Here is a 12374-nt window from a genome sequence, read left to right as displayed (position 1 = left end):
AAGGTCTCTCGTCACATTCCTCGTCGGGGAGCCTGGGACGCTCCCTGGCCGCCGGCGGCCACCTGCCGCAGATACGGGTTGGTGGCGCGCTCCTGGCCGATGGTCGTCTGGGGGCCGTGGCCGGACAGCACCACGGTCGAGTCGTCGAGCGGCAGGCACACGCGGGCCAGCGAGTCGAGCATCTCGGCCATGTCACCGCCGGGCAGGTCGGTGCGTCCGATGGAGCCGGCGAACAGCAGATCCCCGGAGAAGAAGACCGAGGGGATCTCGGTCGTCCCGGGCATCCGGAAGGTCACCGACCCCTTGGTATGGCCGGGCGCGTGCGCGACGGAGAACTGCAGGCCCGCCAGGTCCAGCCGCACGCCGTCGGTCAGCTCGCGGACGTCGTCCGGCTCCCCCACGGTCAGCTCGCCCAGCAGCGGCATCCCGATGGACCGGCCGAGCGCCTTCTCGGGGTCGCTCATCATGTACCGGTCCTCGGGGTGGATCCAGGCCGGTACGTCGTGCGCGCCGCACACCGGGACGACCGAGGCCACATGGTCGAGGTGGCCGTGGGTGAGGACGACGGCGACGGGCTTGAGCCGATGCTTCTTCAGTGCTTCCTCGACTCCGGGGGCCGCCTGGTGGCCCGGGTCGATGATCACGCACTCCTCACCGGCGGCGGGGGCGACGAGATAACAGTTCGTCCCCCAGGCCCCGGCGGGGAACCCGGCAATGAGCACGATCGTCCTTCGTTGTGTCGGTACGGGAGGGCTTGTCGACGCCCTCTCGGGGGCCCCGACGGTCTTCACCTGTGGTCAGAGACTACCGGCGCTGCCGTTTCCTCAGCGAACCCATATACGGTACGGGGCACACGCACGCGGTCGGCTCACAAGACGCACGCGTACCCGTCGACGCACGAGACGCACGAGGAGAGAACCCGGTGGTCACCCAGGAACAGCGCAAGCGTCAGCTCGCCCGGGAGAAGTTCTTGCGGCAGCAGCAGCGCCGCACGGCCGCGCGGCGCAAGGCGCGCGTGCGCAACTCGGTGATCGCGTCGGTCCTCGGCGTGATCCTGGTGGGCAGCCTGGCGCTCTACACGACCGGCGTCCTCAAGGACGACAAGGACGACAAGGCGAACGCCAGCGCGGAGGCGTCCCCGAACGCCTCGCCCAGCGCCGCGAAGGACCCGTGCGAGAAGGCCGCCGCCGGCAAGGTCAAGGAGCTGACCTGGAAGAAGGAGCCGGCCATGACCGTCGACAAGTCGGCGGACTACACCATGAAGCTGGCGACGACCTGCGGTGAGATCGACATAGCGCTCAAGACGGCCGCGGCCCCGCACACCGTCAACTCGTTCAACTTCCTTGCCGGAAAGGGCTACTTCGACCACACGAAGTGCCACCGCCTGACCACCAACGGCATCTACGTGCTGCAGTGCGGCGACCCGTCGGGCAGCGGCAGCGGGGGTCCCGGCTACACCATTCCGGACGAGAATCTGAAGGACAAGAGCCTCAAGGACAACGTGTACCCGGCGGGCACGGTCGCGATGGCCAACACGGGGCAGGCGCACACCGGCGGCAGCCAGTTCTTCCTGGTCTACCAGGACAGTTCGCTCCCGCCGAGCTACACCCCCTTCGGTACGGTCTCGGCCGCCGGCATGAAGGTGCTGCAGAAGATCGCCGCCGCGGGGGAGAACACGGGCGCCGGTGACGGCGCCCCGAACGCGACGGTCGTGATCGACAAGGCGACGGTCACGAAGTCCTGACGGCCGGGGGCGGCGAGTCCCGAGGTCCGGGCGGCCAACAGCGGAATTTCGGTCGCGCTGGATGCGGACAGGCGCCCCGCCGGTCGCCTATGTTGGCCGTGACGAAACTGTGGACGATGCCCAGGGGCGCCGAAGCCCCTCGGAGGCATCATGTGGAGGAGGCGCTGTGAGCAGCGACCCGTGGGGCCGCGTCGACGAGACGGGGACCGTGTACGTGCGTACGGCCGATGGCGAGCAGGTCGTCGGTTCCTGGCAGGCAGGCTCCCCCGAGGAGGCGCTGGCCTACTTCGAGCGCAAGTACGAGGGCCTGGTTGTCGAGATCGGCCTCCTCGAGAAGCGAGTGCAGACGACCGATCTGTCGGCCAAGGACGCGCAGGTCGCCATCGACCACATCCGCGAGCAGGTCGACGCGCATCACGCGGTCGGCGACCTGGACGCGCTGCGGGCCCGGCTGGACAAGCTGGTGCAGACGGTCGAGTCGCGCCGCGAGGAGCGCAAGCAGCAGCGGGCCAGGCAGTCCGACGAGGCCCGCAAGGCCAAGGAGGACCTGGTCGTCGAGGCGGAGCAGCTGGCACAGTCCGACCAGTGGCGGGCGGCCGGTGAGCGGCTGCGGGCCCTGGTCGACACCTGGAAGGGCCTGCCGCGCCTGGACCGCAAGTCCGACGACGAGCTGTGGCACCGGTTCTCGCACGCGCGCTCGGCGTTCTCCAAGCGCCGCAAGGCGCACTTCGCGCAGCTGGACGCGCAGCGCGAGGAGGCCCGCCGCACGAAGGAGCGGCTGGTCGCCGAGGCCGAGGCGCTGTCGGGCTCGACGGACTGGGGTCCGACCGCCGCCCGCTACCGCGAGCTGATGGCCGACTGGAAGGCCGCCGGGCGCGCCCAGCGCGAGCACGAGGACGACCTGTGGAACCGCTTCCGCGGCGCCCAGGACGTCTTCTTCGCCGCGCGCAGCTCGGTCTTCGCCGAGCGGGACGCGGAGCAGGCCGAGAACCTGAAGCTCAAGGAGGAGCTGGCCGAGGAGGCCGAGAAGCTCCTGCCGATCGGCGACCTGAAGGCGGCGCGTGCCGCGTTCCGTTCGATCAACGAGCGCTGGGAGTCCGTCGGTCACGTGCCGCGGGACGCCCGGCCGAAGGTCGAGGGCCGGATGCACACCGTGGAGCGGGCGCTCCAGGAGGCCGAGGAGGCCGAGTGGCGCCGCACCAACCCGGAGGCACGCGCGCGTGCCGAGGGGCTGACCGGCCAGCTGCAGGCCGCGGTGGACAAGCTGAAGGCGCAGATCGAGCAGGCCCGCGCCCAGGGCAACTCCGCGCGCGCGGAGAAGCTGGAGCGCGAGTTGGAGGGCCGCCAGGCCCTGCTGGACCAGGCGCTGAAGGGGCTGCAGGAGTTCGGCGGCTGACCCCGTCCCGCGCGAGAGGCCCCCGTACGTGGTGTACGGGGGCCTCTCGCGTGTGTCCGGCGGCGGTTACGGCCGGCGGGCCGACGTCACGCGGTAGACGTCGTACACGCCCTCCACGCCCCGTACGGCCTTCAGCACGTGCCCCAGGTGCTTGGGGTCGCCCATCTCGAAGGTGAAGCGGGAGGTGGCGACCCGGTCGCGGGAGGTCTGGACGGCCGCGGACAGGATGTTGACGTGCTGGTCGGACAGGACGCGGGTGACGTCCGACAGCAGCCGGGACCGGTCAAGGGCCTCGACCTGGATGGCGACCAGGAAGACCGAGGACTGCGTGGGCGCCCACTCGACCGCGAGGATGCGCTCCGGCTCCCGGGACAGTGACTCCACGTTGACGCAGTCGCTGCGGTGAACCGATACGCCACTACCGCGCGTGACGAAACCGATGATCGGGTCGCCGGGGACGGGCGTACAGCAGCGGGCCAGCTTGACCCAGACGTCGTCGACGCCCTTGACCACGACGCCGGGGTCCTGGTTGCTGCGCCGCTTGCGGCTCCGGCCGCGCGACGGCGGGACCGCCTCGTCCATCTCCTCGGTGGCCGCCTCCTCGCCGCCGAGCGCCTGCACCAGCTTCTGCACGACGTTCTGCGCGGCGACATGGCCCTCGCCGATCGCCGCGTAGAGCGAGGAGATGTCCGGGTAGCGCATCTCGTGCGCCAGGGTGACCAGCGAGTCGCCGGTGAGGATGCGCTGGATCGGCAGGTTCTGCTTGCGCATCGCCCGCGCGATGGCGTCCTTGCCGTGCTCGATCGCCTCGTCGCGGCGCTCCTTGGAGAACCACGCCCGGATCTTGTTGCGGGCCCGCGGCGACTTGACGAAGCCGAGCCAGTCGCGGGAGGGGCCGGCGCCGGTCGCCTTGGAGGTGAAGACCTCCACCAAGTCGCCGTTGTCCAGGGTCGATTCGAGCGGTACGAGCCGGCCGTTGACCCGCGCTCCTATGGTGCGGTGGCCGACCTCGGTGTGGACGGCGTAGGCGAAGTCGACCGGGGTGGCCCCGGCCGGGAGCGCTATGACATCGCCCTTGGGGGTGAAGACGAAGACCTCGTTGCGGGACAGGTCGAAACGCAGGGACTCCAGGAACTCGCTGGGGTCCTCGGTCTCCTTCTGCCAGTCCAGCAACTGCCTCAGCCACGCCATGTCGTTGATGGCGTCCTTGTCCTTGCCGGACGACTTGGGCGCGTCCGTACGCACCTTGGAGGCGCCCGCGACGGCCTCCTGCTTGTACTTCCAGTGCGCGGCGATGCCGTACTCGGCGCGGCGGTGCATGTCGAACGTGCGGATCTGGAGTTCGACCGGCTTGCCGTTGGGGCCGATGACCGTCGTGTGCAGCGACTGGTACATGTTGAACTTGGGCATCGCGATGTAGTCCTTGAACCGGCCGGGGACCGGGTTCCATCGCGCGTGCACGGTGCCGAGGGCGGCGTAGCAGTCGCGGACCGTGTCGACGAGGACGCGGATGCCCACCAGGTCGTAGATCTCCGCGAAGTCACGGCCGCGGACGATCATCTTCTGGTAGACGCTGTAGTAGTGCTTGGGGCGGCCGGTGACGGTCGCCTTGATGCGGGCGGCCCGCAGGTCGGACTGGACCTCGTCGGTCACTATGGCCAGGTACTCGTCACGCTTGGGTGCCCTTTCGGCCACCAGCCTTACGATCTCGTCGTACATCTTGGGGTAGAGGATCGCGAAGGCGAGGTCCTCCAGTTCCCACTTGATGGTGTTCATGCCCAGGCGGTGGGCGAGCGGCGCGTAGATCTCCAGGGTCTCGCGCGCCTTCTTCTCCTGCTTCTCGCGCTTGAGGTAGCGCATGGTGCGCATGTTGTGCAGGCGGTCGGCGAGCTTGATGACCAGGACGCGCGGGTCCTTGGCCATCGCGACGACCATCTTGCGCACGGTCTCGGCCTGCGCGGCCTCGCCGAACTTGACCTTGTCCAGCTTGGTGACGCCGTCGACGAGCAGCGCGACGACGTCGCCGAAGTCGCGGCGCAGGTCGTCGAGGCCGTACTCGGTGTCCTCGACGGTGTCGTGCAGCAGGCCCGCCATGAGGGTGGCGGGGTCCATGCCCAGCTCGGCGAGGATCGTGGTCACCGCGAGGGGGTGGGTGATGTACGGGTCGCCGCTCTTGCGCTTCTGGCCGCGGTGCCAGCGCTCGGCGACCTGGTAGGCCTTCTCGATCTGCCGCAGCGTGGCCGTCTCGATCTTGGGGTCGTTGCTGCGCACTATCCGCAGCAGGGGCTCCAGAACCGGGTTGTACGGGTTGGCGCGCTGGACGCCGAGGCGGGCGAGGCGGGCGCGGACGCGGTTGGAGGAGCCGGAACGGGCCGGTGGCTGCGCCGCCGCCGGGCGCTCGGGCGGGGCCGGCTTGGGGCGCGCTTGGTCGGCCGGCTTGTCGACGGGCGCGGAACGGTCGTGCTCGACCGGCCCGCGGGCGTCGTGCTGCGCAGGCTTGGCCGCGGGCGCCGAAGCGGTCTCGGGCTTGGCGGCGGTCAGGTGCTGGGCCTCGTCTGGCAAGAGGACTCCTCGTGCGCGATCCGGGTCCCCCGGTCAGGCTCCGGAGCACCCATCGTAGCGATCCTGAGCTCCAGGATCGCCTTCAGGCCGATGTGAGGGCCGTCTACCGGAGAAACGCAAGGGGCGGGCGCCGGATTCCTCCGGGCCCGCCCCCTTGCCGTACGGCGGTTCTCAGACGGTCAGCAGTGATTCCAGCGGGGCCTCGCCGAGCGCCGCCTCCAGGCGGGGGCGGCCGTCGAGGAAGCTCAGCTCCATCAGGACGGCGACGCCCGCGACCTGGGCGCCGGCGCGGTGGATGAGCTGGATCGCGGCCTCGGCGGTGCCGCCGGTGGCGAGCACGTCGTCGACGATCAGGATCCGGTCCTCGGCGGTGAGGTCCTCGGCGTGCACCTCGATCTCCGCCGAGCCGTACTCCAGGTCGTAGGCCTGGCTGAGGGTGGCTCCGGGGAGCTTGCCCGCCTTGCGGACGGGGATGAAGCCGAGGCCGGCCCGGACGGCGACCGGGGCGCCCAGGATGAAGCCCCGGGCCTCCAGGCCGACGACCTTGGTGGCGCCGGTGCGCTCGGCGATCCCGGCGAAGGTGTCGGTGAGCGCGGTGAACGCCGCCGGGTCCGCCAGGAGCGGGGTGATGTCCTTGAACATCACGCCCGGCTCCGGGTAGTCGGCCACGTCACGGATGCGGCTGAGCAGCAGGGTCGTGGTGTCCGCGAGCTCGGTCATCGGCGCTTCCCCGAGGCACGGCGGCGGCCGCCGCGCGGCGCGGACTGGTCGCGCGGTCCGACGACGGCCGGAGTGGCGTCCTCGTGGTCGTCCGCGAGGCCGCGGGCCCCCGCCGGCTCGTCGGCCGCTGCCGCCTGGGCGCGCTTGGCCAGGACACGCTTCCTGAGGGCCTTCATCTGCGGCTCGCGCTCCTTGAGGTCGGCGACGAGCGGCGTGGCGATGAAGATCGAGGAGTACGCACCGGCCGCGAGGCCGACGAACAGCGACAGCGAGATGTCGTTGAGCGTGCCCGCGCCGAGGACACCGCCGCCGATGAACAGCAGGCCGGCCACCGGCAGGAGCGCGACCACGGTGGTGTTGATGGAGCGGACCAGGGTGCCGTTGATCGAGCGGTTGGCGACCTCGCTGTAGGTGAAGCGGGTCTGTTTGGTGAGGTCCTTCGTCTGTTCCTTGAGGGAGTCGAAGACGACGACGGTGTCGTACAGCGAGTAACCGAGGATGGTCAGCAGACCGATCACCGTACCGGGCGTGACCTCGAAGCCGACCAGGGCGTAGATGCCGACGGTGATGGTGATGTCGTGGATCAGGGCGACGAGCGCCGCGATGGCCATGCGCCACTCGAAGGCGATGGCCAGGTAGATCACGACGAGGACCATGAAGATCGCCAGACCCTGCCAGGCCTTGTTGGCGATCTGGTCACCCCAGCTGGGGCCCACGAGGTCGGCGGCGATCTTCTCCGGGTCGACCTTGAAGTCCTCGGCGAGCTTGTTCTTGATCTCGTCGGACTGCTGGGTGTCCATGCCGGCGATCTGGATGCGCAGGGTGTCGTTGCCGAGCTTCTGCACGACCGCCTGGTGGCCGGAGGCCTCTTCCGCGTAGGTCTCCGCCTGGGAGACGGAGACGCTGGTCTTCGGGGTGGTGAAGACCGCGCCGCCCTGGAAGTCGATGCCCATGTTCAGGCCGCGCACCGCCAGGCCCAGGATGGCCGTGATGGTGATCAGGACCGAGATGCCGTACCAGAGCTTGCGGTGGCCGATGAAGTCGTAGCTGACCTCGCCACGGTGCAGTCGGGCGCCGAGGTTGCCGAGTTTCGACACGCTCACGCCTCCTTCGTCTCGACGGGGCCGGCGACGGGACCGGCGGGACGGCGGGTGCGGCGCAGCGGGGGCTTGGCACCCAGGCTCTTCGGGTCGAGCCCGGACCACTTGTGGCCGTCGGCGAAGAACTTCCGGCGGGCCAGCAGCGTCATCAGCGGCTTGGTGAAGAAGAAGACCACGACGACGTCGAGGACGGTGGTCAGACCCAGCGTGAACGCGAAGCCCTGGACCTTGCCGACGGTGACGATGAACAGCACGGCGGCGGCGAGGAACGACACGAAGTCGGAGACCAGGATGGTGCGCCGGGCACGCGGCCAGGCCCGCTCGACGGCGGGGCGCAGGGTGCGGCCTTCACGGATCTCGTCCCGGATGCGTTCGAAGTACACGATGAACGAGTCCGCTGTGATGCCGATGGCGACGATGGCGCCACAGACGGCGGGCAGGTTCAGCGCGAAGCCGATGGCCGGGCCGAGCAACGCCATGAGCACGTAGGTGAGGGCCGCGGAGACCAGCAGCGAGGCGATCGCGATGAGCGACAGGCCCCGGTAGTAGGCCACCAGGTAGATCACGACCAGGGCGAGGCCGATGGCGCCGGCGAGCAGACCGGCGTGCAGCTGGTCACCGCCGAGGGCGGCGGTCACGGTGGTCACGCTCTGCTCCTTGAAGGAGAGCGGGAGCGCGCCGTACGACAGCATGTTGGCGAGGTTCTGGGCCTCGTCCTGGGTGAAGCTGCCGGAGATCTGGGCGTTGCCGCCGGTGATCGCGTTCTGCACGAAGGGGCTGGAGACGACGTCGCCGTCGAGGACGATGGCGAACTCGTTCTGCGGCTGGGTGTTCTGCGCGAGCTGGGTCGTGACGTCGGCGAACTTCTTCGTCCCCTTGGAGTTGAAGTCCATGGTGACCTGCCAGCCGGCGGCACCCTGCGTGTCGAAGACGGCCCGGGCCTTCTCGACCTCGGTGCCGTCGACGGCGGCCGGGCCGAGCAGGTACTTGTACCAGACCTTGTCGATCTCACCGCAGGCCACGGTCGGGTCGCCGGGCTTGACGCCCTCGGCGGCCTTGGCGCGGACGGACTCCTTGCTGCAGTCCAGGGCCGCGTACTTGGCCTGGAGCGCGGCGGACTCGGCGTCGGCACCGCTGCTCGCGGAGGCCGAGGGGCTGGCGGAGGCCTTGGCGCTGCCGCTGGCGGACGCGGACGGCGTGGAGTCGGCCTTCAGCGCGTCGGTGACGGCACGGCCCTGCGAGGTGGCGGTGGCCGACGGGGACGTCGAGGAGGTCGCCTTCTCCCCGGTGGAGCTCGCCGACGGGCTCGCCGAGGCACTGGGCGAGGCGCTGGAGGAGCCGCTGGCGGACGCGCTCGGCGAGGCGGCGGCGGCGCCGGTGGCCTCCTGGGCGAGGACCGGACGGAAGTACAGCTTGGCGGTGGTGCCGACCTGATCCCGGGCTTCCTTGGAGTTGGTGCCCTTCGGGATGTTCACGATGATGTTGCGCTCGCCCTGGGTCTGCACCTCCGCCTCGGAGACGCCCAGGCCGTTGACACGGCGGTTCATGATCTCGACCGCGGTGTCCATGTTGGCCTTGTTGATCGCGGACCCTTGGTCGGCCTTCGCCTCCAGCGTGATGCTGGTGCCGCCGGCAAGGTCGATGCCGAGACGCGGAGTGGTGTGTCCGGAGAGGAACATGCCCCCGGTGAGCCCCACGATGGCGATCAGGATCAGGGCCAGCGAGCGCCCCGGCTTGCTCTGGGCGCTCGCGTTCCGGCCCTTCTTAGGTGCTGCCACCTTCTTGTACTCCCTCTCGGGCCGCCTCGCGCCGGGTCAGCGCGGCGGCGGCCATGACATGTAGTCGGGATCCCCTGCGAGATGCGCACGCCCCGGGGCGCACGGGTGTGACCCGTGTGCCCCGGGGGCGTGACTACTTCTTCGCGTCGGAGTCGCCGTCGGACTTCTTCGGCTCCTCGTCGGCCTCGGCCTGCTGGGCCTCGGTCCCGGCGGCCTTCGTCCCGGCCTCGTCCTTCTTGCCGAGGTCGACGGACGTGTCGTCGGCGGCGGCGGCAGCTTCGTCGGCGGACTCGTCGGCGTCGGCGGGCTCGGTGAGGGAGGAGGCGTCGTCCGGGACGACGTCGGAGTCGGACTTCAGGTCGTGCTCGATGCCGTGGACGATGCGGTTGTACTCGTCGTCCGTCAGCACGGCGCCGATCGCGTTCTTCGCGAAGAGCAGTTCCACGCCCGGGCCGGCGTCGAGGAGGACCGTGTCGTCACTGACCTCCTTGACCGTCGCGTACATGCCCCCGATGGTGCGGACGCCACTGCCGGGCTGCATCTGGTTCCGCATGTCGGCGGCCTGCTGCTGCTTCTTCTTGGCCGACCGGGTCATCAGGAACATGGCCCCGATGAGCACGATGAACGGCAGGAGGGTCAAAGGACTCACGGGTCGGAACTTCCTTCAAGCGACCGCGATGGCTGAGCGGCCTGATGGATGGGGGTGTGTTGTGTGCTGCCGACAACGGCGGCATCGGCGGAGTCTAAGCGAGTCCGCGCACATGGAACAACGCTCAGCATGGCACCTGGGTTCCTGGCCCCGCCATTGCCCCCGCCGATGAACCGCTCAGGTCCCGAACAGGTCCTGTTGTCCGTTTCCCGCCGCGGCGGTGCGCGGCGGGGTGAGGCCGAGGTGCGTCCAGGCGGCGGGGGTGGCCACGCGTCCGCGCGGGGTGCGGGCGAGCAGTCCCTCGCGCACGAGGAACGGCTCGGCCACCTCTTCCACCGTCTCGCGCTCCTCCCCCACGGCGACGGCGAGCGTGGACAGGCCGACCGGGCCGCCGCCGAACAGTTTCAGCAGCGCCTCCAGGACCGCGCGGTCGAGGCGGTCGAGGCCGCGCCCGTCGACCTCGTAGACGGCGAGGGCCGCCGAGGCGATGTCCCGGGTGATCACGCCGTCGGCCTTGACCTGCGCGTAGTCGCGGACGCGGCGCAGCAGGCGGTTGGCGATGCGGGGGGTGCCGCGGGAGCGGCCGGCGATCTCGCCGGCGCCGGCGGTGTCGATCTCGACGTCGAGGAGGTTCGCGGAGCGGTGGATCACGCGCTGCAGTTCGGCGGGCTCGTAGAACTCCATGTGCGCGGTGAAGCCGAAGCGGTCGCGCAGCGGGGGCGGCAGCAGGCCCGCGCGCGTGGTGGCGCCGACCAGGGTGAAGGGGGGCAGTTCGAGGGGGATGGCGGTGGCGCCGGGGCCCTTGCCGACGATGACGTCGACGCGGAAGTCCTCCATCGCCATGTACAGCATCTCCTCGGCGGGCCGGGACATGCGGTGGATCTCGTCGAGGAAGAGGACCTCGCCCTCCTGGAGAGAGGAGAGGATCGCGGCGAGGTCGCCGGCGTGCTGGATGGCGGGGCCGGAGGTGATGCGGATGGGGGCGCCCATCTCCGCCGCGATGATCATCGAGAGGGTGGTCTTGCCGAGGCCGGGGGCGCCGGAGAGCAGCACGTGGTCGGCGGTCGCCCCACGGGCGCGTGCGGCACGCAGGACGAGGTCGAGCTGTTCGCGGACCTTCTCCTGGCCGATGAACTCGCCCAGGTCCTTGGGGCGCAGGGCCGCCTCGACGGCCTGGTCCTCGCGGTCGGCGACGGAGCCCACCAGCCGTTCGCCGGCGGCCTCGCTGTCGGTCGTGTCGTCCCAGTTCATAAGTGATGTGCCTCAGGGGTGGTGGGTCAGCGGGCTCGGTTCAGCGTCTGCAGGGCGGCCTTGAGCAGCTGGCCCACCTGTGGGGTGCCCTCGGCGGCCTCGGCCTGCGGTGTCACGGCGGCCACGGCCTCGTCGGCCTCGCGGGTCGCGTATCCCAGGCCGATCAGGGCGGCGTGCAGCTGGTCGCGCCAGCCCTGGGTGACCGGGGCGCCGACGGCGGGGGCGCCGAGGGGCTCGCCGAGCCGGTCCTTCAGCTCCAGCAGCAGCTTCTGGGCGCCCTTCCTGCCGATGCCGGGGACGGCGATCAGCGCTTTCTCGTCACCGGTCGACACGGCGCGGCGCAGGGCGTCGGGCCGGTGCACGGCCAGCATGGCCTGGGCGAGCCGGGGGCCGACCCCGCTCGCGGTCTGGAGCAGCTCGAAGACCTGGCGCTCGTCGTCGTCGGCGAAGCCGTACAGGGTCAGGGAGTCCTCGCGGACGACGAGGGAGGTGGCCAGTTTCGTCTGCTGCCCCATGCGCAGTCCGGACAGGGTGTCGGGGGTGCACTGGACGGCGATGCCGATGCCGCCCACCTCGACCACGGCGGAGTCGGGGGCGAGCGCGGCGACCGGTCCGCTGACGAAGGCGATCATCCCTTACGGCCTTTCGATGTGTGCAGGGCGACGGCCTGCTGGAGTCGGTTCTGCGCGGGGGCGCGCCAGATGTGGCAGATGGCGAGGGCGAGGGCGTCGGCGGCGTCGGCGGGCCTGGGGGGCGCGCTCAGCCGCAGCAGCCGGGTCACCATGGCGCCGACCTGGGCCTTGTCGGCGCGGCCGCTGCCGGTGACGGCGGCCTTGACCTCGCTGGGGGTGTGCAGGGCGACGGGGATGCCGCGGCGGGCGGCGCACAGCATGGCGACGGCGCTGGCCTGGGCGGTGCCCATGACGGTCCGGACGTTGTGCTGGCTGAACACCCGCTCCACGGCGACGAATTCGGGCCGGTACTCGTCGAGCCACCGCTCGATGCCCTGCTCGACGGCGACGAGGCGCAGCCCCAGCTCGGCGTCGGCGGGGGTGCGGACGACGCCCACGCCGAGCATGCTGAGCGGCCGGCCCGCGACTCCCTCGACGACGCCGACACCGCACCGCGTCAGTCCGGGGTCCACCCCGAGTACGCGCACCCGCGCCCCCTCCCT

11 protein-coding genes are annotated in these 12374 nt (G+C 70.7%); 2 read left to right on the top strand and 9 right to left on the bottom strand.

Annotation, left to right across the window (positions count from 1 at the left end):
• Window positions 1-11: 11 nt before the first annotated feature.
• Entirely contained in the window at window positions 12-722 is a 711-nt protein-coding gene (locus ACFY2L_RS31275) for an MBL fold metallo-hydrolase (protein WP_390824047.1), read from the bottom strand.
• A 200-nt stretch (window positions 723-922) separates the two neighbouring features.
• On the opposite strand from ACFY2L_RS31275, the gene ACFY2L_RS31270 reads away from it, so the two are divergent.
• On the top strand, window positions 923-1744 hold the full coding sequence (locus ACFY2L_RS31270; RefSeq protein ID WP_390660907.1) for a peptidylprolyl isomerase: 822 nt from the start codon (window positions 923-925) through the stop codon (window positions 1742-1744).
• Between the two features lie 166 nt (window positions 1745-1910).
• Window positions 1911-3140: a DUF349 domain-containing protein gene (locus ACFY2L_RS31265; protein WP_390660906.1), complete on the top strand. Its 1230-nt coding sequence runs from the start codon at window positions 1911-1913 to the stop codon at window positions 3138-3140.
• 66 nt (window positions 3141-3206) lie between these two features.
• Here ACFY2L_RS31265 and ACFY2L_RS31260 read toward each other — a convergent pair whose 3' ends face one another.
• The 8 genes from ACFY2L_RS31260 to ruvC form a co-directional block, all read right to left on the bottom strand.
• Window positions 3207-5702, bottom strand: a complete 2496-nt coding sequence (locus ACFY2L_RS31260) for a RelA/SpoT family protein (protein ID WP_390824045.1) — start codon at window positions 5700-5702, stop codon at window positions 3207-3209.
• Between the two features lie 171 nt (window positions 5703-5873).
• Window positions 5874-6422, bottom strand: coding sequence for an adenine phosphoribosyltransferase (locus tag ACFY2L_RS31255; RefSeq protein WP_390660904.1), 549 nt, complete (start codon window positions 6420-6422; stop codon window positions 5874-5876).
• The gene (secF, locus tag ACFY2L_RS31250) at window positions 6419-7519 is read right to left on the bottom strand and encodes a protein translocase subunit SecF (protein WP_390660947.1); all 1101 of its coding nucleotides are present in this window, start codon (window positions 7517-7519) and stop codon (window positions 6419-6421) included. Before secF ends, ACFY2L_RS31255 begins: the two co-directional genes overlap by 4 nt.
• A 2-nt stretch (window positions 7520-7521) precedes the next feature.
• Window positions 7522-9300 carry a protein translocase subunit SecD gene (secD, locus tag ACFY2L_RS31245; protein WP_390824044.1) on the bottom strand — a complete coding sequence of 593 codons (1779 nt, stop codon included), beginning with the start codon at window positions 9298-9300 and terminating at the stop codon, window positions 7522-7524.
• A 133-nt stretch (window positions 9301-9433) separates the two neighbouring features.
• The gene (gene yajC / locus ACFY2L_RS31240; protein WP_390660902.1) at window positions 9434-9949 is read right to left on the bottom strand and encodes a preprotein translocase subunit YajC; all 516 of its coding nucleotides are present in this window, start codon (window positions 9947-9949) and stop codon (window positions 9434-9436) included.
• 177 nt (window positions 9950-10126) lie between these two features.
• Entirely contained in the window at window positions 10127-11200 is a 1074-nt protein-coding gene (gene ruvB, locus ACFY2L_RS31235) for a Holliday junction branch migration DNA helicase RuvB (RefSeq protein WP_390824043.1), read from the bottom strand.
• Between the two features lie 26 nt (window positions 11201-11226).
• Window positions 11227-11832: a Holliday junction branch migration protein RuvA gene (ruvA, locus tag ACFY2L_RS31230; protein ID WP_390824042.1), complete on the bottom strand. Its 606-nt coding sequence runs from the start codon at window positions 11830-11832 to the stop codon at window positions 11227-11229.
• Complete coding sequence (gene ruvC, locus ACFY2L_RS31225; protein WP_390660899.1) at window positions 11829-12359, bottom strand: crossover junction endodeoxyribonuclease RuvC; 531 nt, start codon at window positions 12357-12359, stop codon at window positions 11829-11831. The genes ruvA and ruvC overlap by 4 nt, the downstream gene beginning before the upstream one ends.
• Window positions 12360-12374 lie beyond the last annotated feature (15 nt).

This window comes from Streptomyces sp. NPDC001381 (assembly GCF_042895685.1).
Lineage (GTDB): Bacteria > Actinomycetota > Actinomycetes > Streptomycetales > Streptomycetaceae > Streptomyces.
This window is presented reverse-complemented; position numbering and strand designations above follow the sequence as displayed.

Coding starts and splice junctions, on each gene's coding strand:
- ACFY2L_RS31255 (WP_390660904.1), bottom strand. CDS start 6,422: ATGACCGAGCTCGCGGACACCACGACCCTGCTGCTCAGCCGCATCCGT.
- ruvB (WP_390824043.1), bottom strand. CDS start 11,200: ATGAACTGGGACGACACGACCGACAGCGAGGCCGCCGGCGAACGGCTG.
- ruvA (WP_390824042.1), bottom strand. CDS start 11,832: ATGATCGCCTTCGTCAGCGGACCGGTCGCCGCGCTCGCCCCCGACTCC.